Annotated in this window: 23 protein-coding genes; 6 read left to right on the forward strand and 17 right to left on the reverse strand. The window is 68.5% G+C overall.

Annotated features, from left to right (window positions below; genetic code table 11):
• The first annotated feature begins 86 nt into the window (after positions 1-86).
• Positions 87-1,601 carry a DNA recombination protein RmuC gene (locus HBH26_RS17130; RefSeq protein ID WP_338057450.1) on the forward strand — a complete coding sequence of 505 codons (1,515 nt, stop codon included), beginning with the start codon at positions 87-89 and terminating at the stop codon, positions 1,599-1,601.
• Between the two features lie 3 nt (positions 1,602-1,604).
• Here the strand turns inward: HBH26_RS17130 and HBH26_RS17135 are convergent, their stop codons facing one another.
• Positions 1,605-2,228 (reverse strand): glutathione S-transferase family protein, encoded by a 624-nt coding sequence (locus tag HBH26_RS17135; protein ID WP_168135863.1) that lies wholly within the window; start codon positions 2,226-2,228, stop codon positions 1,605-1,607.
• Positions 2,229-2,286: 58 nt separating this feature from the next.
• Positions 2,287-3,873, reverse strand: coding sequence for an amino acid permease (locus tag HBH26_RS17140; RefSeq protein WP_168135864.1), 1,587 nt, complete (start codon positions 3,871-3,873; stop codon positions 2,287-2,289).
• Positions 3,874-3,984: 111 nt separating this feature from the next.
• Here HBH26_RS17140 and HBH26_RS17145 point away from each other — a divergent pair, with 111 nt between their 5' ends.
• On the forward strand, positions 3,985-4,200 hold the full coding sequence (locus tag HBH26_RS17145) for a hypothetical protein (protein ID WP_168135865.1): 216 nt from the start codon (positions 3,985-3,987) through the stop codon (positions 4,198-4,200).
• A gap of 8 nt (positions 4,201-4,208) precedes the next feature.
• Here HBH26_RS17145 and HBH26_RS17150 read toward each other — a convergent pair whose 3' ends face one another.
• Genes HBH26_RS17150 through HBH26_RS17165 form a run of 3 tightly spaced genes read right to left on the reverse strand, consistent with a single transcriptional unit; the run spans position 4,209 to position 8,646 of the window.
• Entirely contained in the window at positions 4,209-5,639 is a 1,431-nt protein-coding gene (locus tag HBH26_RS17150) for a DEAD/DEAH box helicase (protein ID WP_239024888.1), read from the reverse strand.
• On the reverse strand, positions 5,636-7,444 hold the full coding sequence (locus HBH26_RS17160) for a phospholipase D family protein (RefSeq protein ID WP_168135866.1): 1,809 nt from the start codon (positions 7,442-7,444) through the stop codon (positions 5,636-5,638). Before HBH26_RS17160 ends, HBH26_RS17150 begins: the two co-directional genes overlap by 4 nt.
• A complete protein-coding gene (locus tag HBH26_RS17165; RefSeq protein WP_168135867.1) occupies positions 7,441-8,646 on the reverse strand; it encodes a DUF6361 family protein in 1,206 nt (401 codons plus the stop codon). Before HBH26_RS17165 ends, HBH26_RS17160 begins: the two co-directional genes overlap by 4 nt.
• Positions 8,647-9,012: 366 nt before the next feature.
• On the opposite strand from HBH26_RS17165, the gene HBH26_RS17170 reads away from it, so the two are divergent.
• Both HBH26_RS17170 and HBH26_RS17175 read left to right on the forward strand, forming a co-directional pair.
• Complete coding sequence (locus HBH26_RS17170) at positions 9,013-9,921, forward strand: HNH endonuclease (RefSeq protein WP_168135868.1); 909 nt, start codon at positions 9,013-9,015, stop codon at positions 9,919-9,921.
• Entirely contained in the window at positions 9,914-11,677 is a 1,764-nt protein-coding gene (locus HBH26_RS17175; protein ID WP_168135869.1) for a methyltransferase domain-containing protein, read from the forward strand. Before HBH26_RS17170 ends, HBH26_RS17175 begins: the two co-directional genes overlap by 8 nt.
• A gap of 76 nt (positions 11,678-11,753) precedes the next feature.
• Here HBH26_RS17175 and HBH26_RS17180 read toward each other — a convergent pair whose 3' ends face one another.
• From HBH26_RS17180 to HBH26_RS17190, 3 genes are read right to left on the reverse strand one after another with little or no spacing between them, the layout of a single operon-like run.
• On the reverse strand, positions 11,754-12,149 hold the full coding sequence (locus HBH26_RS17180) for a hypothetical protein (protein WP_168135870.1): 396 nt from the start codon (positions 12,147-12,149) through the stop codon (positions 11,754-11,756).
• Positions 12,146-12,976 carry a hypothetical protein gene (locus tag HBH26_RS17185; protein ID WP_168135871.1) on the reverse strand — a complete coding sequence of 277 codons (831 nt, stop codon included), beginning with the start codon at positions 12,974-12,976 and terminating at the stop codon, positions 12,146-12,148. Before HBH26_RS17185 ends, HBH26_RS17180 begins: the two co-directional genes overlap by 4 nt.
• 9 nt (positions 12,977-12,985) lie before the next feature.
• Complete coding sequence (locus HBH26_RS17190; RefSeq protein ID WP_168135872.1) at positions 12,986-13,165, reverse strand: hypothetical protein; 180 nt, start codon at positions 13,163-13,165, stop codon at positions 12,986-12,988.
• A gap of 109 nt (positions 13,166-13,274) precedes the next feature.
• On the opposite strand from HBH26_RS17190, the gene HBH26_RS17195 reads away from it, so the two are divergent.
• Positions 13,275-13,886, forward strand: coding sequence for a hypothetical protein (locus tag HBH26_RS17195; RefSeq protein ID WP_168135873.1), 612 nt, complete (start codon positions 13,275-13,277; stop codon positions 13,884-13,886).
• Positions 13,887-13,919: 33 nt separating this feature from the next.
• Here HBH26_RS17195 and HBH26_RS17200 read toward each other — a convergent pair whose 3' ends face one another.
• From HBH26_RS17200 to HBH26_RS17240, 9 genes are all read right to left on the reverse strand, one after another.
• Positions 13,920-14,537 (reverse strand): hypothetical protein, encoded by a 618-nt coding sequence (locus tag HBH26_RS17200; RefSeq protein WP_168135874.1) that lies wholly within the window; start codon positions 14,535-14,537, stop codon positions 13,920-13,922.
• Complete coding sequence (locus HBH26_RS17205; protein ID WP_168135875.1) at positions 14,537-14,824, reverse strand: hypothetical protein; 288 nt, start codon at positions 14,822-14,824, stop codon at positions 14,537-14,539. The genes HBH26_RS17200 and HBH26_RS17205 overlap by 1 nt, the downstream gene beginning before the upstream one ends.
• Before the next feature lie 81 nt (positions 14,825-14,905).
• Positions 14,906-15,754 carry a DUF4238 domain-containing protein gene (locus HBH26_RS17210; protein ID WP_338057451.1) on the reverse strand — a complete coding sequence of 283 codons (849 nt, stop codon included), beginning with the start codon at positions 15,752-15,754 and terminating at the stop codon, positions 14,906-14,908.
• Positions 15,755-15,808: 54 nt separating this feature from the next.
• Complete coding sequence (locus tag HBH26_RS17215; RefSeq protein ID WP_168135877.1) at positions 15,809-16,030, reverse strand: hypothetical protein; 222 nt, start codon at positions 16,028-16,030, stop codon at positions 15,809-15,811.
• Positions 16,027-16,401, reverse strand: coding sequence for a nucleotidyltransferase family protein (locus HBH26_RS17220; RefSeq protein WP_168135878.1), 375 nt, complete (start codon positions 16,399-16,401; stop codon positions 16,027-16,029). The genes HBH26_RS17215 and HBH26_RS17220 overlap by 4 nt, the downstream gene beginning before the upstream one ends.
• Positions 16,402-16,511: 110 nt before the next feature.
• Positions 16,512-18,155 (reverse strand): YfgM family protein, encoded by a 1,644-nt coding sequence (locus tag HBH26_RS17225; RefSeq protein WP_168135879.1) that lies wholly within the window; start codon positions 18,153-18,155, stop codon positions 16,512-16,514.
• 55 nt (positions 18,156-18,210) lie between these two features.
• Positions 18,211-19,215, reverse strand: a complete 1,005-nt coding sequence (locus HBH26_RS17230; protein WP_168135880.1) for a hypothetical protein — start codon at positions 19,213-19,215, stop codon at positions 18,211-18,213.
• Positions 19,216-19,386: 171 nt separating this feature from the next.
• Positions 19,387-19,584, reverse strand: coding sequence for a hypothetical protein (locus HBH26_RS17235; protein WP_168135881.1), 198 nt, complete (start codon positions 19,582-19,584; stop codon positions 19,387-19,389).
• Between the two features lie 10 nt (positions 19,585-19,594).
• Positions 19,595-19,786, reverse strand: coding sequence for a hypothetical protein (locus HBH26_RS17240; protein WP_168135882.1), 192 nt, complete (start codon positions 19,784-19,786; stop codon positions 19,595-19,597).
• A 177-nt stretch (positions 19,787-19,963) separates the two neighbouring features.
• Between HBH26_RS17240 and HBH26_RS17245 the strand changes: the two genes are divergently transcribed.
• Positions 19,964-20,152 carry a hypothetical protein gene (locus HBH26_RS17245; RefSeq protein ID WP_168135806.1) on the forward strand — a complete coding sequence of 63 codons (189 nt, stop codon included), beginning with the start codon at positions 19,964-19,966 and terminating at the stop codon, positions 20,150-20,152.
• Positions 20,153-20,237: the final 85 nt, after the last annotated feature.

Here is a 20,237-nt window from a genome sequence, read left to right on the forward strand (position 1 = left end):
GACCGGGGAGCGGCCGCCGCCCGTCGGCGGCCGCGCCTTCTGAGAACAGGGAGTCGGAGATGGAGTTCGCAATCTACGCAGCGGCGGTGCTCGCGCTGGTCGCCGTCGTCCTCGGCGTGCTGATCCTGCAGAAGGTCGGCCGTCCCGCCGTGATCCCCGAAGACCTCTCGACCCGGATCGCGGTGCTCGAGCAGGTCGCCAACTCGTTGCCCGGCACGTTCCGCGACGAGGCGCGGATCGGACGCGAGGACCTGCGGTCCGCGGTGGGCGCGCAGACCGAGACGCTCGAGGGCCGCTTCACCGCGGTCGAGACGCGGCTGACCGAGTTCGGCAAGGCGCAGACGGACCAGCTCGCGGACATGCGCAAGGAGGCCGCCGACGGGCGCGACAAGCTCGAGGCGACCGTGCAGCGTAATGCCGAGGGCTTCGCCAAGGCGCAGTCCGAGCGCCTGAAGGAGACGAACGACGCCGTTACCACCCTGTCCGACCGGCTGCTCGCGGCGCAGCGCGAGGGCCGCGACGAGCAGCGCATCGCGCTCGAGGGGGTGACCGCGAAGGTCGGCCAGATGACCGAGAGCAACGAGAAGCGGCAGGACGCCTTGCGCGAGACCGTCGCGAAGGGGCTCGACACGCTGCGCACGGACAACGCCGCCAAGCTCGAGCAGATGCGCGCGACCGTCGACGAGAAGCTGCAGGGCACGCTGGAGAAGCGTCTCGGCGAGTCGTTCCAGCTCGTCAGCGAGCGCCTCGAGCAGGTCCACAAGGGCCTGGGCGAGATGCAGAGCCTCGCGACGGGCGTCGGCGACCTCAAGCGGGTGCTCAGCAACGTGAAGTCCCGCGGCGGGTGGGGCGAGGTGCAGCTCGGCATGCTGCTCGAGGACATGCTGACCAAGGACCAGTTCGCGACGAACGTGCGGATCCGCCCGGACTCGAGCGAGATGGTGGAATTCGCCGTCCGCTTGCCGGGCCGCGGCGGCGACGACGTCCCGCTCTGGCTCCCGATCGACGCCAAGTTCCCGCACGAGGACTACGACCGGCTGCTCGTCGCCCAGGAGGGCGGCGTGGCCGACGACGTCGAGAAGGCGGCGAAGGACCTCGAGCGCGCCATCCGGCTCCAGGCGAAGACGATCTGCGAGAAGTATGTCCATCCGCCGCACTCGACCGACTTCGCGATCATGTATCTCCCGACCGAGGGACTGTTCGCCGAGGTGATCCGGCGCCCCGGCCTCGCCAGCGAGCTCCAGACCAAGCACCGGGTGATGGTGCAGGGCCCGACGACCCTGGCGGCGCTGCTGACCAGCCTGCAGATGGGCTTCCGGACGCTGGCGATCGAGAAGCGGTCGAGCGAGGTCTGGCAGGTGCTCGGGGCTGCGAAGAACGAGTTCACCAAATATGGTCAGGTCTGGGAGAAGCTCGGCAAGCAGCTCGATACCGCCAAGCGCACGGTCGACGAGGCCGGACGCCGGACCCGAGCGGTCACGCGGCGCCTGCGCGACGTCGAGACGCTCGACATTCCCGAGAGTCCCGCCTTGCTCGAGCTGGTCGGGATCGACGGCGACGACGAAGAGGATGCGGCCCAGGTGGCCGACGCGGCGGAGTGAGGGTCAGGCCGGCGGGATGAAGGGCTGCACGGTCGTCCGGAAAGCCTCGAGCCCCTCGCAGCGGTCCGCCAGACCCGTCAGCCTGGGCCAGCGTGCGAGGTCGAACGTCGCTCCGTGCGCCTCCCGGAGGAAGCGCATGGCGCAGGCGACCGCGACGTCGCCGTGGGTGACCGTCTCGCCGAACCAGTAGGGCGTGGACCGCGATGCCCGTTCAGCCTCGAGCAGGTCGAGCACGGCGCCCACCTGCAGTCGACAGCGTTCGAGCCACCCGTCGGACACGTGCTCGTGCAGGGCGCGCTCGTAGACCATCGACACCATCTTGTCGCAGGTGCCCATGGCGAGCGCGGCAAGCCTCAGCACGGCGCGGCGGCCGGATCCCTTTGGCGGGATGAGGGCGCCGTCGCCTTCGATCTCGTCCAGGTGGTCGAGGATGGCGGCGCTGTCGACAAGGACCTCGCCGTCGTCGAGCACGAGCGTCGGCACGCGCCTGAGGGGGTTGTAGGCCGCCAATGCGTCGACGTCGCTGAACGTCGACCAGGGCCGGTGCTCGTAATCGAGGTCCAGGATGCGCATCGCGACCGCCACGCGGCGGACGAACGGGGAGTCGTATTGGCCGATCAGGATCATCGGCGCGCTCCTAGCATTGCTTGAAGGTCTGACCCCGGCACTGCGGGGACAACTACCATCATACCGGTGGGAGGGGCTGCGGCGGGGCGTCACGGTCCAGCTCGTGCACCTCGACCGAGCCGCGCGCGATGTGGCTGCGGCGGAAGCCGTAGGCGAAGTAGATGACGAGGCCGGCCGCGCCCCAGATCGGCAGCACGAGCCGGTTCAGCCACGGCAGGCTGAAGTAGAGGAAGACGCATCCGAACACAGCCAGCGGACCGACCACGAATACCGCCGGCGTGCGGAACGGCCGCGCCCGGTGCGGGTCGCGCAACCTCAGCACCATCACCGAGACCGCCACCAGCAGGAATGCGAAGAGCGTGCCGGCGTTCGAGATGTCGACGAGCTGGCCGACGGGAAGCATGGCGGCGCCCGCGGCGACGAAGAGGCCGGTGATGATCGTCATCCGGTGCGGCGTCTTCCACCTCGGGTGGACGGCCGCCAGCCCGTCCGGCAGCAGTCCGTCCCGCGCCATCACAAAGAAGATGCGCGTCTGGCCGAACATCATCATCAGGATGACGGACGGTAGCGCAAGGTTGGCGGCGAAGCCCATGATGTCGCCGAGCACGCTGTGGTTGATCGCGCGCAACGCGTAGGCGAGCGCCTCGTTCGAGCAGACGAGCGGCGTGCTGCCGGACCTCGCGAGCGCAGCGCACTGCGCAATGAACTCGGCGGACCCGGGCTGCAGCGGCAGCCCGCCGGCGCCGGTGACCGGCTGGGCGCCCGTCGCGCCGATCGCCCCGGCCGCGACCAGCAGGTAGAAGACCGTGCACATGGCCAGCGTGCCGATGAGGCCGATCGGGACGTTGCGCTGCGGGTTGCGGGTCTCCTCGGCGGCCGTCGAGACCGCGTCGAACCCGACATAGGCGAAGAAGATCGATGAGGCGGCGCCGAACACGCCCATGCCCGTGGTTCCCGCGGGACCGAACCAGCCGTTCGGCGTGAAGGGCGCGAAGTGCTCGCCGTGGATGCCGGGCACCGTCACCACGATGAACATGGTCAGCGCGGCCACCTTCACCGCGACCAGCGCCGCGTTCACACGGGCGCTCTCCGTCGTCCCGATGACGAGGAGCCAGGTGACGCCGAGCGCGACGACGATGGCGGGGACGTTGACGACGCCGGCCGCGAAGTCCGCGTGCGGCATCCAGCCGTCGAGCGTCCAGGCGGGCCCTGCCGCGAGCGCGTGCGGGAGCTCGAGGCCGGTCCAGCTCTTCAGCAGGCCCATGAAGTAGCCCGACCAGCCGACCGACACCGCGCTGGCCGAGACCGCGTATTCGAGGATCAGCGCCCAGCCGACCATCCACGCGAGCAGCTCGCCGAGGACGGCGTAGGTGTATGTGTAGGCGGATCCCGAGACCGGCAGCATCGCCGCGAGCTCGGCGTAGCAGAGCGCGGCGACCGCGCAGACGGAGCCCGCGATCACGAAGCTCCACATCATGCCGGGACCGGCTTTCTGCGCGGCGGCGGCGGTGAGCACGAAGATGCCGGTTCCGATGATCGCGCCGAGGCCCAGTAGGGTCAGCTGGATGGGTCCGAGCGATCGGTGGAGGGACTTGCGCCGTGCGGTCGCGAGAATCGCGTCCAGCGGCTTTACGCGCATGTCCATCGGCATCCCCTCGTTTTTGGATATCGATCGTTACCTAACCAGGTGGCTCTTGCTCGTCAAACAGGTCTCGGGAAGCTAGCGTCGCTGCGGAGATGGCGACGGGACACCTCGATGACGGTTCTGGACGACGTGCGGCGCTTGGTCGGTGGGTTGGCTCCGGCGGCTGTGTGCGACGACTGCATCGCCGAGCGCCTCGGACTTACCATCCGCCAGCATGCCAATCACAAGACGCGCGAACTCGCTGGCCAGGATGGCTTCGAGCGGCGGAAGGGTGGTTGCGCGCTATGTGGAGCGGCGAAGCTCGTGATCGGTAGGCGGCGGGCGTGAGCGGGCGTTCAAGCCGGGGCGACCGGTCTCGATACGGCGGCCAGGTTGATCGCGAGTTCGCGCGGGTTCCCTTCGTGGGCGCCGACCTTCCTGAGCATCGCGACGAACGCGTCGGGATCAGGCTGCCCGAGCGCGAGCCGGTAATAGAGCAGCTCCTCCAGCATCTCGTCCCGCCGCCTCGACCTCAGGCTGAACCTCCAGTCGAAGCTCACGCTGAGGGGCTTGCCGCGCTCGGGTAGCCACCATCGCTCGAGACCGGTCCGGCCGGCCTCCTGCTCGCTCGCGACCGCAAGGAGTTCGCTGAACGGGCTTCCGGCGGTGGTGCGCGCGAGTGCCTCGGCTCCATGGATATCGCCGAGCGACTTCCGGACCGCTAGGCTGGCGTAGCGCGCGATCCTGCCCTCGCGTTGCTCGAAGTCGACCGGATCGCTCGGAAGGTCCCAGTGCACGATGCGCCTGCACCATAGGTGGAAGTCGAGCCCCTCCTGACCTACCGACGTCGTGCAGAGGACATGTGGCCAGAACGGCGAGTTGAACGCCCGGCGGAGGGTGTCGCTGCGGAGCTTGCCGGACCTCTTCTTGCCGGCCTTCCGCTGTTCCCCTCCGGCGAAGGGCGTGACCGCCTGGACCGGGATCCTGAGCCTCGCGCTCTTCCCGCGGCGGAATCGGACCAGGCTCGGCCGATCGAGAAGGCACTTGGCGAGCTCGTCGAGTATCGCGGGGCCCTTGGCGTCGCCGAGCTGGCCGAGGAGCACCATCTGCTCGTCGAGGACCGCCTCGAAGCCGCCCTTCAGCATCGCCTCCCTGAGGGCGGCGGTGTATCGTCCGTGCTTGGAGGCGCCGAGGATCGCCTCCGCGAACACCCGGTGTCCGAGATATCCCCTGAGATTGTTCCACGCGAAGTCGAAGACCCGTTCCGCCTGTCCCCTGTCGGCAGTAGGCACGTCGTGCCGCCGGGCGCAGCGCGCTACGATCGCGCCCGGTGCCGACAGCAGGTAGTCGGCGAGCGCGCGGACCTCGTCGGACGAGATCGAGCCGATCGCGTCGATCGTGCGCCAGTCCCTGGACCTCGACCGTCCACGCGCGCGGGCGGTCATCGCCGCCATGCGGTTGAAGCCCGGTTTCGAGATGCGGCGCTCGGGCGGTGCGCCGGGCACGAGCGCGAGCCGGTCCTCCCCCGGATTGTAGTCCTTCTCCTCCTTCCCCGTCAGGGACACGAACTTGGACCGGTTCTGTCCGGCGATCTCGAGGCTCGGACACAGATACATGAGGTTCAGTTGCCGACGCTTCCCTCGTAGCCCCTGGGCAACTGCTCGCGCGATGATCGTCTTGCCGAGGCCGACCTCGTCGGCGACCAGGAAGCGACGCGGTCCGTCGCCTTCGAGTGCGGAGAGGGCGACGTCCACCGTCCTCTGCTGGAAGCCCGCGAGCTTCGTCATGCGGTGATCCCGATCGCGTCATGGACCGCCCTCAGGAAGGGGCGCACCTCGTCCAGATCCGCCAGCGCGGCTTCGCGCTCGCCGTCGTCCTCGATCTGCGCGAACACCTCGTTGAACGACTCCAGCATCTCCATCATCCCGGAGACCCGGCTCTCGAAGGCCTTATGGTCGCGCGCCCAGGCGGCTAGCATCGTTTCCAGCGTGAAAATCCGGGATAGCTGATCGCCTGGATCGCGCGGACCCGCCTCGGCCACGGGATCCGACCACCGTCCGCCGCCGGTCCGGTCCACGCCGTCGAGCAGCGACCGCAGCCAGTCGCGGAACCGGGCCGCGCCCACGTAGCGCGCGAGGAGTGCCCTGTCGCGCCGGTCGAAGTCGACGCCGTCGATCCCGACCGTCTGCACCCACTCGCGGCTTACTTCCGGGTCTTGCAGGCGCGCCGCTTTGAAGTTCACCAGGGCGGTCTGCTCGCTGAGGACAGGCTGGTTCGCCAGGAGCCGGACCGACCGCGAGCCCGGCGGGATCGGCATCCAGGCGTCGGAATCGAGGAAGGGTGACGCCGCGAATTGCGCCAGGCCGAGGACCTCTGCAGCCACGTCGACCTCGAGATGCAGGCCGTCGGGCTTCGAGACGAGTCGGAACCTGCCGTCGAGGAACCGGCTTATGACCTCGTCCAACTCGCGCTTGGTGTTCTCCTTCTCCTGTTCGGCGCTGACGTCGGTCTCGACATCCTTGAGCTCGATGCCGCCCTGGACGAAGCCGTAGAGGCTATCCACGATGCGCGGCTCGTCGATTTCCACCATTGCGACCGCTTCGGCGTTCGGTCCGACGAGGCCGCGGCGCGTGAGGTTGGCGCTGCCAAGCATCAGGATCGTCCGGTCGCCCTTGGAAATCGCGACGAGCTTGGCGTGGACGCCGGTCGAGGGCGGGTCGTTGAACTCGCCGACGACCTCGTCCTGCTGCTGCTCGACCGACACGGTCGCCGCCGGCTCGGGGGCGGCATCGACGTGGAACGTCACGCCGTCGCAAGGGCCGCACTTCGCTCCTGCGAGTTCGGTGGTCAGCAGGGGAAGGCCTTTCACCCCGGCCTTGAGCAACTCGGCCAGTCCGCGGCGGTCGATGAACGGGCTGACGGCGCAACCACGGTCCGCGCGGGCTAGGAATGGGCCGTCGATGAACTCGCGCGTCTCGCCGTTGCTTCTCCACCGCAGCGACCTGACGACCACTCCAGGTGGCGCGGACCACCCGGCCGCCTTCAGCTCCGCGAGGTGCGCCGGCGAGAGTCCGGCTCCGGCCAGAAGGTCCTCTGCCAGGCCCGCGACGTCAGGCACCTTCCTGGTTCCCTTGCCTTTGGCGCTGACGAGTAGGAGGCCTGCGTCGCGATCGGTTGAGCCAGTCAGGTTCCGACTGCCGATCCAGAACCTCCACTCGGATGCCTTCCCGGACTCGTATCTGACCAGGGCGAGCTTCGGATGCCAGCTCTCCCTGCGTTCGTTCGCGGCCACGGCCCGCACCATCGTGTCGAGCAACGGCAGGACCGACCTGTGCGCGCTGGGCGCGACGACGCGGCCGAGCTGATGCAGCACGAGCAGCTTGCCGCGCATGCTGTCGAACGCCTTCACCAGGCCGAGCGGTGAGGCCTCGAACTCCGCCTCGCTGTCGCCGCCGAGCGCCAGCACGAGCCCGAGCATGGCGACGAGGTCCAGCGAGTATGTGGTCACGATCGCGCGCGTTACCATCTGGCCCGCCCTGGGGCGGAGGGCATCGAAGATCGAGACGCGATCGTCCTTCCGGCCGAAGGTCACGTCGCCTCCCTCACGCGCAGGATCATCTCGCGCACGACCGGCCATCTGTAGTCCAGTGGAGAGGCGATGCCCTTGCTCCAGTCGCGCCTCCGCTGCTCGTTGACCAGGTAGGCACGGACGTCCTTCAGGTCTCGCTCCCGCGCGGTGATGGTGGCGGCGATCGCCTCGAGCGGTTTGCCCTCGCGCACCCAAGCGATGACGGCCTCGATGAACTTGACCAGCGCGTCGTCGATGTTCGTCTCCTTCCGCAGGGCCGGGACGTCGAGGTCGAGCGCCTTGTCCTGGTGCTCCTCGATCAGGCCCGGAAGGGCGTCGGAATGCCGGTGTTCCTCGAGCTTGCGGTCCTCGTTGCGTTTCCGCTCGATCAACGCTGAGTGCGCGGCGCGCGCTATGCACGCGACTGCTGCCGCGCGTTCGGCGAGGGTCAGCGCGTGGTGCTCCGACGACGTGGCTGCCCGGCGGACGGAAGAGGACCAGAGCGACTCCGTGGTCACCCCCTGTTCGGTCAGCCGGCTGAGCAGCGGCCTCGTGCCTCCGGCGCCCGCCCTTCCCCAGAGCCGGCGGAGGTATTCCGCCTCGCTCGCCCGGAGCGCGAAGCCGAGCGCGCCGGTCTTGTTGCGCCAGCCCGGCGGCGCCGGAGGAAGGCCCTTGAAGATGTCGAGCGTCGTCGACTTGCCCTCGTCTCCATCCTCCCGCACCTCCAGGCGGGGCCAGAGCGCTCTGAGCTGAGTCTCGGTCGGGGGTTCGCCGAGCCCGGCGACCCGGCTCGCCATCCCCCACGAACGCAGCGCGGTCCAGTAGATCGTGCTCGCGCGCACGACCGGACGCTGTTCCGCCTGATACTTGGTCCAGCCGGATATGCCTGAGCCCTCGAGCGGTCGGTCCGAACGCTCGACGGTCCTGATGAGCCTGCACGAGTATCGCCGCTCGATCTCGAAAAGCTCGTCCACCGGGAAGCGCTCGCCGGCCGTTCGTTCCAGCAGCTCCTGATAGGACCATGCCGCGAAGAATGCGTATCGGAGCTGGGCGTGCTGGACGGAGGTGCCCGGGAAGAACCGGTCCGCGAAAGCGAAGTGGATCGGGGCGAAGCCGAGCTCGTCCCGCGTCCCGTCGGAGGAAGCGCTGGCGAGCAGCCGGTTGGCGGCAGCCCGGTCCGCCTCGGAGAGCATGAACCAGCCGATCGTAGGCTCGCTGCTACGCATCCGATCGCACCATCGGCGTTACCGTTTTACTTTCTTCCCGCTCGTGCACGATTTGTTGGATCCCCGCCGCGAACTCCGCGGAGCCGGGACCAAGCTGACTGAAGAGCATCGGACGCACCGCGTCCGGCGAAGAGGCCAATGCGGAGCTTGCCAAGAATCACTCCCCCGCCGGGAGTAGGCCGCAAGCTCCTGAACGGGTCAAGCAGGACGTTTTCGTTTTCAATGGATTACAACAGGATCGGATCGAGTTGCGAGGGCATTGGTGGACTTGGCGCGAGTCGCGCGATGAATTCATCGGTCGGGGCGGTGGGGTTGCTTGCGTTTCAGTCGTCGGACGGTGATGACTGGGCCCCAGGGGGTAGTCGGATGAAGGGCGTCTTCGAGATCAGTGGCACGTCCCGCTACGACGACCTGATCGCCGAGCGCTATCACTTCCCGCGCGTCTACCTACGGGTCGCCGAACGCTTCGTCGGTGACTGGATCATCTACCGCGAGACGGGATCGGACGGCGGACGCAAGGCCTACGTCGCGGTCGCCCGCGTGGAGCGGATCGATCCGGATCCAAATGACGCCGGCCTCTTCTATGCGCGGGTGGCAGACTTCCTCGAGCTCGATCATGCCGTGCCCTATCGGGACGACAACGGTCGCTTCGCGGAGCGCTTCCTCCGGGAGCTGCCGACCGTCTCGGTGGCCGGGCGCGCTCTGCGCGGCCGCTCGGTCCGCGAGATCGACGCCGCCGACTTCGTGGCGATCGTCGACGCCGGCCTGAGGCGGACGCTGGACCCGATCAATGCCATACGTTTGGAGCTGGAAACGCGCTTCCTCGACCCGGCGACGGAAAGCCTGATCCAACAGCCGCCGACCGAACGCCGGATCGAGGAGATGCTGGTCAACCGCAAGATCCGCGACGCCGCCTTCCGTGGTCTCGTGCTCGACGCCTACGACAGCACCTGCGCCGTGACCGGCCTGCGGATCGTCAACGGCGGCGGCAAGGCCGAGGCCCAGGCGGCGCACATCTGGTCGGTCGCGGACGGCGGCCCCGACGAGGTGCAGAACGGCATCGCCCTGTCGGCGACGGCGCACTGGCTGTTCGACCGGCACCTGATCAGCCTCGACGAGGCTTTCGGGCTCCTTGTCTCCCACAACAAGGTGCCCTCCGAGTTGCGTCGGCTGTTCCCGTCCGCGGGACAGCCGATCCGGCTCCCGCGGGATCCGCGCCTGCGTCCCCGCCCGGAATACGTGGCCAGGCACCGCGAGCGCTTCGCCGGTGGCTGAGGAGGTCGATGGCGCGTCCGACGGGGCGGACGCGATCGCGGCCTACGACGCGGATGCGCGGGCGCTGGCGGCGAGCTACGACCGCCCCGACCTGCTCGGCGTATACGCGCCGGTCGGGGCGCTGCTGCGGGATCCGTCCACAGGCGCCCTCGCCCTCGACGTCGGCGCGGGATCGGGACGTGACGCGCAGTGGCTGGCAGACCTCGGCTACGAGGTCGTCGCCGTCGAGCCGGCGGAGGCCATGCGGGCGGAAGGCGCGCGGCGGCATCCCTCCGGGCGAATCCGCTGGTTGGACGACCGCTTGCCCGCGCTTGAGGCCGTGCATCGGCTTGCGCTGACGTTCGAAGTCATCCTCGTCGCCGGCGTCTGGCAGCATGTCTACCCCGCGCATCGGCCTCGGGCCGTCCGCAAGCTCGCGACACTGCTGAAGCCCGGCGGCTTGCTGGTCGTCACATTGCGGGAGGGACCGCCGCCACCGGGTCGGCCGATGCATCCCGCGCCGCTGGGCGAGCTGGAGGCACTCGCGCGGTCCCATGGACTGGAGATCCTTCGCGTGGAGAGGGGCTCCGATGCGCTCGGCAGGACGGAAGTCTCCTGGACGACCGTCGTGCTGCGGATGCCCGACGATGGCGGCGGCGCGCTGCCCCTCCTGCGCGGCGTCATCCTGTCCGACGACAAGTCCTCCACCTACAAGCTGGGCCTCCTGCGGGCGGTCGCCAGGATCGCGGAATATGCGCCCGCGACCGCCGTGCCGTGCGGCGATCTCCAGGAATCGGACGCGGTGGAGGTCCCGCTCGGGCTGGTCGCGGCCAATTGGATCCGCATGTATCTGCCGCTGGTGAGGCTCGGTCTTCCGCAGGCGCCGGGGAACAGCGGCGCCGATGGTCTCGGGTTCGCGAAGGCGGGCTTCAGGACGCTGGCTGCGGTCGGCTCGCCGCCGCAGGACCTCCGGCCCGGCGCCGTCCACGCGGGCGACCGCGCGGCTGCCGTCCGGGCGGCAATTGGGGAGGCCGCGGCGACGATCGCGGCGATGCCGGCGAACTTCACCCGCTTCCCCAACTCGGAGCGGCGGGTGTTCGAGGCGCGCAGGATACGGTCACGGGCGGCCGCGGCATCGCTGGTCCTGGATGTCCCAACGCTCCGGGGTTGGGGTGCGCTCGTCGTGCCGGGCAACGTCTGGCGTGCGATGACCCGCTACGGGGCCTGGATCGAGCCCGTCCTCGTCGCCGAGTGGGCCCGTCTGACGCGACGCTACGCGGCTCGGATGGGCATGTCCCTGGCCCCGGGCCGCGTGGAGGCGGCACTCGAGTGGCTGGAACCGCAGCGCAGCACGGTCGCCGGCCGAACCGCGGCGCAGCGTCTCATCACGGCCGGCGACACGGTGGAATGCGTCTGGAGCGGCGGCCGCCTCTCGATGGCCAGCCTCGACGTCGACCACTGCCTGCCATGGTCCGCCTGGCCGTGCGACGATCTCTGGAACCTGATGCCGGCGGACCGGCGGGTGAACCAGCGGCAGAAGCGCGATCTCCTCCCGTCCGCCCCGCTGCTCGCCGCGTCACGCGAGCGGATCCTGGGGTGGTGGGAGCGGGCCTGGCTGGCGGATCCCGGGTTGGGAGAGGCGTTCGCCCGCGAGGCGACCGCGGCGCTGCCCGTGGGGCCGGACGCCACACCGGCCGACGTCTTCTCCGCGCTGGAGTGGCGCAGGCTGAGGCTGCGTCAGGACCAGCAGCTGACCGAGTGGCGTCCCGTCCTCTGACCGGGGCGGTCCGGCCGCGACCGGGGCTGTCGGCGCCACCTGCAAGGGGCCCCCGCCGGTCAGGGCCGCGGATGCCTCAGTTCTCGGCCGAGGGTGCCGAGTAGGCGGCGCTCTGCTCACGACGGCGCTGACGGAAGATGAAGCCGCGCACGTGGACGTCCGAACCGCGTTCCGCCGCCGTGGCGAGGCGGCGCGCGATCGCGTTCGCGACCGGGACCGCCGTCAGCGGGGTCGCGAACAGGCCGGCTAGCACCGCCAGCGGCGACATGAAGTGCAGGCCGAAGGCGATCCGCAGGAGCGCCGTGACGAGGAGGAAGATGACGGCCGAGGTGATGCCGACGAGGCGCCTGCGGATCGCGAGCAGCCAGCACCAGTCCGCGGCCGCGCGGATCCAGGCGACGAGCAGGACCGGGGCACCGAACGCCAGGAGGAGCGCGAGGGTGAGCAGGCCGAGGTCCAGCGCGGTGCTCACGCGACGCCCCCCTCTTCCCCGGCTTCGACCGCGGTGCCGTCGTGGACGGCTTCCTGCTCGACCTCCTCGATCACCACGTCGGGGATGTTCTGGATCACGATGTTCCGGATCACCGCGTTGTCCAGGACGACCACGCCGCCGATCCAGTCGCGGTCATGGGTTTCGATGTGCGGGACGAGCCGGGGCTGGTCGGGCTTCCGGTGGACGACCTGGTAGACGAACCGCTCCGGGTCGGCGAGGCTGATCGACTTCAGCTCGCCGTTGTCGCCCTGGCGGATGTCGGCGACGACGCCCTGGTAGCCGATCCCGTATTCGCCGTGCGGCGTGCTGGTGAGGATGTAGGCGATCGGCTTGTAGCCGTGCCGGAGCGGCCGGACGACGTGCTGGAAGACCCAGCCTTGGGATCGGACGTCGAACTCGTCGAACACGATGTCGAGGCCCTGCGAGGTGACCAGCTGCCAGGCCATCAGGCACTCGAACAGGACCGTCAGCGCGAAAGCGAAGAGGGACGCGGCGGATGCCTTTGCCGAGCCCTGCGCGAGCGCGACCGCCATGTCGTAGGGGTTCTCGATGAGGGGACCGACCGAGTGACCCGAGGCCTCCCCGAGCTGCGCCGCGGCGGCCCACCCCAGGCTGACCAGCCCGTATCCGAGAAGGTGCATCGCCAACGCGATGCCGAGTGCGGCGAAGAGGGCCGTGACCGAGGTCAGCTGGAGTTCGGGCCGCTTGGCCCCGTGGTGCACGTTCTGGAAGTTCCAGCTGACGAGTGCGGTGATGCCCGGCAGGAGCAGCACGAGCCCCGCCAGAAGGGCGAGCGTGAAGTTCAAATGCGGACGTTAGTCCGGGTCACGATCGCGGCGGACGCCCCAGCGCCCGGTTGTCGCGTCGCGGCCGACCGTGCCGCCGGCCGAGTGGCGGCGCTCGTTGGCTAGGCGCACCAGCTCCTGGTAGCCTCCGACGCGCCGGGCGGCGGCTGCGGTGTCGCGCTGGTCACGACGGGTGGTGATCGTCGACATGTCCTGAAGATAGGTCGCCTCGCCGGCGCCGTAAAGGACCTCCGTGCCCGGCATTGGGAAGACGGCTCCGTGGCTTCCGTAGGCTCCGCGGAGCGGGCATGGGGATCGGATGAGCCAGGACGCATTGAGGCGCTTCGGCCGGGCCGACGCTCTGCAGTCGGCCCTGGGTCTGACGCCGGAAACAGGGTTGGGAATAGCGGCCATCGTCTCGTTCGCCGGCGCGATCGAGTATCATCTCGAGCGCGCGATCTGGCGGATGCGCGGCGTCGAGCCCAGGGGCGTCAGGCCCGACACGGACGCGCGGATGGTGTCGGACCTGATCGCGATGCTGGAGCGCGAGGCCGCGACGCGGGACGGGGAGGCGGGACGGCTGCTGCGGACGTGGTGCGCCGCCGCGCGGGCTGGCTTCACTGTGCGTCACAACATCGCGCACGGCGTGCCGGGACGGATCGGCGACACGTTGGCCTACATGCGCAACCCGCGCTGGGAGGGTGAGGTGCGCAAGCGGGAGTTCGGCGACTTCTGGGCGGATCGGCACGCGCTGGATCTCGTGAGGGAGGCGATGGCCACCCTCCTGAGGATCATCGCCGCGCTTTCCGGGGACGGCGCGGATCCGTCCCTCGTCGCGACCGCGGCGGCGCTGCGCGCCGTCGGCGACGCGCGTTCCGTCCTGGGCGAGTTCGCGAGCCAGGACTACAACCCGAGCTTCGAGAAGTATTGAGGCGCGCGGCGCCGCCGTCCTGTAGCGCGGCGCTCAGGTGTGCGTCGCGACGGGCAGCAGCATGTAGCGCAGCGACCGCGTGGCGTCGGTCCAGACGAACTCGTAGTCGTTCCTAAGCGTGATGGGCGGCAGCTTGGAACCGGGGGTCCGGTAGGTCATCGCCGTTCCGGCTGCATATCGTTCCCCATGCCGGAAGTCAAAGTCCGCCGTGTCGGGCGAGTAGCCGCTCCATTCGACGTAGTGCGGGTGGTCCGTGGCGACGAGCATGAAGCCGGTGTCGGCCACGTCGCCGCATTTCTCGAGCCGGGCGATGTCGAGCATCGTCTTGTGCCGGTTGTTGGGTTCCGCCTGGCTCGCCTTCTTGAAGAACTTCAGCTCCATCGCGCACCGCCACTCGCGTCCGTCGCCCGTCGTGAGGCGGAACCACACGTCGAGCCTGCCCCGGCCACCCCCGCCGAGCGGCTTCTCCAGCTCCAGCGCGAAGGTCTCGCGCGGGCTGGTCATCTCCAGGTCGGCGACGGTCATGATGATGCGGCCAAGGTGGAGCTGCAGCGACGCCTCGCTCTGCACCGGGACCCGGCCTCCCTCGATCTGGTCGAAGAGGATCGGGACCGCCCTCTCGACAATCCTGTTGAGGCGGGCGACCGACATCAGCCGAACCGCTCATGGAACTCGCGCGCCTCGTCCTCGCGCTCGAACTCGAACGTCATGGAGTTGTAGTGCGTGCGCGCGAAGTCCTCGCCGGGATTGTCCGGGTTCCGCTCCCTGACGAGCGGCTTCTGGCCCTCGGCGCGGTAACCCCCGACGCGCAACGCCATGGCCTTGTCGTCGATGATGCCCAGGACCAGCACGCGGCCTTTCAGGCCGGCGAGGAAGCCGTCGATCTCGTCGACGGTCTCGTCGTCGCCGATCTGTGGAATGGATACGGTGTAGCTCAAGCCGATCTCCTCCTCTCTTCTGCCGCTGACCAATCCAGCGAGCGAATTAGGCTGCCACGGTCGTGCGCGTCATAGCGCGGATCATCGAGCGTTGGCGATCGAACGGACCAGGGTCGCCGACCCGGCTGCGATGGTCCCGCTCTGCTTGGCGATCGTAAGGTTGAGCTGCCGCACCGTGGCGCCGTCGTCGGCATGGTGGAGGCTGACGCCGCCGTCCCCCCGTCCGACTCCGACAGCGATGTCGGACGCGATGGGCATCCACATCTCGACGTGGGGATCGGTGAGGTCGGTGCGTCCGGGCGACGTGAGCTTCACGACGGGACGGCTGCCGATGATGAAGCTCTTGTGCGGCCTGCTGATGCGCAGCACCGCTATCCCCCGGCGCTCCAAAACCGTCATCACCTCGCCGCTGAACTGGATGAGCGTCTGCACGCGCACGTTCCGGATAGTGCGCGCCATCGCCTCGGGCGTCGCGAGCCGCTCGATCTCAGCACTCCGATGGGGAACGGCCTGGCGCAGCTCTGCGATGATCCCCTCGATCATGCGCGTCGCCTCCTCGTCGCTGGTGTTCGCGCGCTGGGTCTCCGGCGTCCGCCGCCACTGCATGAGGAAGAACAGGTGCCAGACGCGCATCTGCCCGGCCGAGAGGGCCGGCACCCTGCCAGCCCTCGCCTGATCCAGGATTGCCTGGACGACGCTGACGGCCTCACTCTCGAGGACGGAGAGCGCGCGCTCCATGGCGGGGTCTTTGATCCCGGATTCCGAAAGCGTGCTGTAGAGGTGGTTCTGGTGGAACAGCTCGGCCGTGCGCGCCCGGCGGATGGCGGACGGGTCCTCTCGGTGCCTGCACCAGTGGAGCCAGCCGTCCGGGTCGGTGAACCCGTTCAGGATCATCTGCGGAACGTAGTGGTGGCGCTTCGGAAGGGGCACTGCACGGAATGCGGATATGTGTGGCTCGACGGTCGTATCGGCTTCGCGCGTAGCCTACCCGTTGGCAAGCTGCCGGCACACGACCCACACCTCGTCGTGTGCGAAGGTGCCGCCGGGCACGATGGGCAGGTGCTGGTGCCCGACGACCTCCAGCCGCAGTTGCCTGCCCTCGACGGTCTCGGTGATGCGCGATCCGATCTCGGGCGGATGTTCCGCCTCGCGAGGACCGCACGGTAGGGGCCCGGACGCCGCCTGGATGAGCAGGTGATACTTCATCGTCCTTCCGAACCTTCCTGACCCGAGCCCCGGTCCGGACTCGTCACCCCGTCTCTCCGGAATACCAGCATGCCGTGCTCGCGCACCGCAGGCGCCACGACCACGTCGTCGTCGAACATGGACTGGGCGTGCACCTTTACGGGCAGCAGCGCCTGGAGTTCGGCGCGCCATGCGGGGAGCAGGCAGATCGCGTTCCCGAGTTGCTCGCCCTCGTCCTGCCCGTCGACGACAAAGGCGAGGTCCAGGTCGCTGTCCGTCCGGTAGCCACCCTTCACGCGCGAGCCGAACGCATGGACCTCGAGCACGAGCGGCTGTCCCGTCGCCCACGCCCGGATCGTCTCCGACCAGTGCGGTTGCAGTCCTGTCTCCATCGTGTCGTGCGCTCCCCATGGAAGTTCGACTGTGAGCCTTGACCGGATCGCGTGTCGCTCACCGCGGACCGGGCAATCACTGTCAAGATGGTGCGGAGGCTGGCCCGTCGCTAGGTCCTCCGCTTCGCGATCTCGGTCCTGCAAAGACTGGCGATCTGCTCCAGCCGCAGCCTCGCGTCGTCGTCGTGCCGGATGTATTCGAGCCTTATGCCGGCGAGCCGGCAGAGGCTGCGCTTGTTCTCGTCGCGGCGCACCGTGGCCGTGTAGCCGGCTTCGCCGCCGAACATGTCGATCGGCCGGTAGTGCTGCTCGCCCTGATACTCGACCGCGACGCCAGCGTCGGGAACGAGCATGTCGAGGTGCTGCGGGGCGAGCCAGCTCGGCATCGCGTGTTGCTCGATCGAAGTGTCCGGTAGCAGCGCCTTGAGCGAGAGGAATGCGGACTCCTCGGATTTCCACCGCACCTTCTCCATGTCCCGCGCCCACGCCGCGACGAGCTCGGCCGAGAGGACGTCGCACAGCCTCGCGAACGCGGGCATCCGCCGGACGTCCTTCCACCTCTGGCCGGCGGCCTCGGACACCACGTCCGCCCATAGGGTGTCGAGCGTGCCTCCTGTCGCCCAGCCCGCGATGACCCCTTCGGCCCACACGGAATGCCCGCGCACCACCGTCAGCGGATCCACCCGGTCGGGATCGAAGGTCCCGCGCTCGATGTCCGCCATGATGGAGGACGAGAGCTGGAGGACGCAGGCGAACAGGACCTGCGGCGTTGGCGTTCCCCGCGTCGCGACGAGTGCGGCGAGGAGCTCCCGCATCGCCGACCGGGTTATCCATGGATGGCTCGAGTAGAACTCGATGTGCCGGGAGCCGAGGTCGGCGAACATGTCGGCCTCGCACTGAAGGGCGAACAGGCAGCTGCCGAAGACGTCGTAGCTGCCGACGCTGGTGAGCCAGAAGACGACCTTGGCGAGTTCCTCGTCACTCCCCTCGGCAAGCCAGCGGAGCAGGCTGGCGTGCGCGTCGCGGAAACCCGGCTCGAGCTTCTCCAGGAAAGCGGCAACCCCCGCGGCCCGCTCCGTGCTGCCGTCCGCCAAGATCCGGGCGAGCGGACGGGGCACGACGCGAAGCAGCGGTGGCCTGGCCAGCTTTGCCACGTCCTTGGCGTATGCGCCCGAGCGGGCGTGCCCGAGGAACACCTCGACCTCCGCCTGTTCGAGATCAAAGAAGCCGCGCATCTCGCCGGCGATCCGCGTGTCGCCTGTGGCGACCGCCGCATGCGCGCAGAGTTTCACCAGCGGCCCTTTCGCGCGGCTGCCGCCGCCGAACACCACGTCCTTCGCTCCCAGCGGGTCGGGTTCGCCCGCTCGGATCAGGCGGAGGATGCCGTCCCAGTCCTCCTGCGAGATCGCCAGCGCGACGAGCCTGTCCACATCCGGGCCGCGGCGGAAGGCGGCGTATTCGCCGCCGGTCGGGTTCTCGCCCTTCTCGTAGCTGGCGCGCGCGCCCGCGACGTCGCCGAGCGCGAGCAGCGCGTCGCCGATCTTCCTCCAGTGGCTGAAGGTCTGCCAGATGGGGATCGCCTCCCTGTAGGCACCGTCGGCCATGAGCAGGTCGGCCTGGTCGCGCGTCCGCGCGACGTCCCACAGTCCTGAGGCTTTCAGCGCGCTGATCTTCTCGGCTGGCGACAGCCAGCCCTTGGCCAGGGCGATGGCGTAGGTGACGCTCGAGCGCAGTTCTTCGATGCGGCGGATCATCGCGCACGTATCCCCACGTCCCATAGCCGGGGCTTTTTTGTCCTAGCGCGGCGCCTCATGGGGTCGTCGCTGGCAGGAGCGCCGCCAAGTCGGCGTAGTCCGTGTAGAAGTATTCTCCGTCCGACCCGCTGAGCTTCGGTTTGTAGGGCGCCCGTGGGATCTTCCGCCTCGTCACATAGTCCTTGATGTCGAGCGACCGGAAGAAGTCCGCGTCCATGTAGAGCTCGTGCGCGCGGTGCGCTCCGTCGCGTATCGCCCGTCTCGCCGCCTCGTCGATGAGCATGATCTGCGCGAAGGGCAGGCCCAGGCTGTTGAGGCAGATGTGGTTGCCGCTCTTCGATGTGTGGAGGAGCGCGTCATCGTAGTATTCGTTCGAGCCCGAGGCGAAGACCGCGTAGACGCCGAGGCCGAGGGTGTCCCGGAAGATCTGCCTGATCTCGTCGAAGAGATGGATCAGCTTCTCCGGCGCGTAGGTGTAGGCGCCCTTGTCGAACATGCCGACCGTCCAGTTGGTCTTGAGCAGGAGGCTGTCGGCGAACGAGATGAAGGAGATGTCCGCGTGCTCGGCGGCCAGAATGTCCAGCCGGTCGCGCAGCTCGACGAGACTGCGCTTCTCGATCCGGCCGTTCTGCAGTTCGTCGCCCATCGCCACGACATCGATCATCGCGAAGAGCGAGTTGTTCTGGAGATGCACGCGCTCGAGCCATTCGCCCCTGACGAACACTGTCGGCTTGCCGCCGTATTTGTGGACCTCGACGCACTGCACGATCTCCGTCAGCGGCAGCACGATCTTGAGTTCGTGGAAACGCTGGTGGGTGTCGGGATACCACGAGATCTCCAGCCCGTGGGTCAGCTGGCGGATGACTGACGCGGGCATGACGTATCCGACCTCATATGGACTGGGTTCGGGCCCAGGGCCGCAGTCGTCCTGATCGAGTGCGTCGTTGAGCAGCCAGGCATGCTCCCATTCGGCGAGGTATCTCTCGTCCATGAGGACGATGTCCTGGTCGATCGGGAGGTCCGCAGGGTCGTATGCGTCGAAGAGGCCGCTGCTGAACATCCTCACTCCTACCTGCACGATCTTCTGAGCGAACCGGCTAGTCGCGGCCCATTCCAATTCTAACGTTGTCGCCGATGAGATGCCGCGTTGAAACCTCCGATTCTGTGGCCGACGTGATCGATACGGGGAAGCCCGCACGCCGACATTGGTCGCTAGGTCGCCTCGAATAGATCAGGCTATGCGTCTGACCCGCACCGCCTTCGGCATGCCGTCGACATGCATCAGGTTGCCCTCGACGATGACTTCCGGCCGGTATTTGTATTGGTAGCGGTAGTAGTACTGCTCCTGCCGCCACACGCTGCCGTTCACGAGCTTGACGACGGTGTCGCCGTTCCACCCGGTCCACGCGCCGTCGATCCTCGACTTCATCGCGACCTCCTCAGTCCAGCCGGCTGACGCGCACGCCGCGGCTCATGCCCTCTACGAACATGGTGTTCCCGCTGAGCGTCACGCGTGGCCGATAGGCGTAGCGGTATTCGTAATGGTATTCCTCCTGGCGCCAGACCGACCCGTCCGTCAGCTTGACGATCGTGTCCCCGTCCCAGCCCTCCCATTCGTCCTCGACCTGCATAGGTGACTCTCCTCCATGACGGCGGTCGCACCGGCCATCCCAGCATCGACTCTGCCACACGGGCACGTCAGAACCTGTCACCCTGCCGCCTCGCCGCCGGACGGTCGCGGCGAAGGCGTTTACCGGCCATCCACCTCCACCAAGGCATGTTCGCCAGCCGGGTTTAGGGAGCGGTTGGTGGAGTTGGGACCTGACAACGCGTTCTGGGACGATGGCGAGTGGGTCAGCTGGGACGAGATTGAGGAGCAGATCGAGCACAAGGAGTGGCGGGCGCGCTATCCGAACGCCGACCTGTCGATCGTGTCCGTCTTCCATTCACTCATTGGTAAGCGTGGCCTGAGGGCCGCCTTGCCCGTTTGGCCGTAGCCGGGATGCTTATCGTCTTTGACGAGGGCGCGGGCGGTGCGGGAAGTTTTCGGTTCTGAGACTGGTCGTACGAGCGCTCGTACGA

It is taken from the genome of Sphingomonas corticis (assembly GCF_012035195.1).
Classification (GTDB): domain Bacteria; phylum Pseudomonadota; class Alphaproteobacteria; order Sphingomonadales; family Sphingomonadaceae; genus Sphingomonas; species Sphingomonas corticis.

Coding starts and splice junctions, on each gene's coding strand:
- HBH26_RS17135 (WP_168135863.1), bottom strand. CDS start 2,228: ATGATCCTGATCGGCCAATACGACTCCCCGTTCGTCCGCCGCGTGGCG.
- HBH26_RS17140 (WP_168135864.1), bottom strand. CDS start 3,873: ATGGACATGCGCGTAAAGCCGCTGGACGCGATTCTCGCGACCGCACGG.
- HBH26_RS17145 (WP_168135865.1), top strand. CDS start 3,985: ATGACGGTTCTGGACGACGTGCGGCGCTTGGTCGGTGGGTTGGCTCCG.
- HBH26_RS17150 (WP_239024888.1), bottom strand. CDS start 5,639: ATGACGAAGCTCGCGGGCTTCCAGCAGAGGACGGTGGACGTCGCCCTC.
- HBH26_RS17165 (WP_168135867.1), bottom strand. CDS start 8,646: ATGCGTAGCAGCGAGCCTACGATCGGCTGGTTCATGCTCTCCGAGGCG.
- HBH26_RS17170 (WP_168135868.1), top strand. CDS start 9,013: ATGAAGGGCGTCTTCGAGATCAGTGGCACGTCCCGCTACGACGACCTG.
- HBH26_RS17190 (WP_168135872.1), bottom strand. CDS start 13,165: ATGTCGACGATCACCACCCGTCGTGACCAGCGCGACACCGCAGCCGCC.
- HBH26_RS17195 (WP_168135873.1), top strand. CDS start 13,275: ATGAGCCAGGACGCATTGAGGCGCTTCGGCCGGGCCGACGCTCTGCAG.
- HBH26_RS17200 (WP_168135874.1), bottom strand. CDS start 14,537: ATGTCGGTCGCCCGCCTCAACAGGATTGTCGAGAGGGCGGTCCCGATC.
- HBH26_RS17215 (WP_168135877.1), bottom strand. CDS start 16,030: ATGAAGTATCACCTGCTCATCCAGGCGGCGTCCGGGCCCCTACCGTGC.
- HBH26_RS17220 (WP_168135878.1), bottom strand. CDS start 16,401: ATGGAGACAGGACTGCAACCGCACTGGTCGGAGACGATCCGGGCGTGG.
- HBH26_RS17225 (WP_168135879.1), bottom strand. CDS start 18,155: ATGATCCGCCGCATCGAAGAACTGCGCTCGAGCGTCACCTACGCCATC.
- HBH26_RS17230 (WP_168135880.1), bottom strand. CDS start 19,215: ATGTTCAGCAGCGGCCTCTTCGACGCATACGACCCTGCGGACCTCCCG.
- HBH26_RS17235 (WP_168135881.1), bottom strand. CDS start 19,584: ATGAAGTCGAGGATCGACGGCGCGTGGACCGGGTGGAACGGCGACACC.
- HBH26_RS17240 (WP_168135882.1), bottom strand. CDS start 19,786: ATGCAGGTCGAGGACGAATGGGAGGGCTGGGACGGGGACACGATCGTC.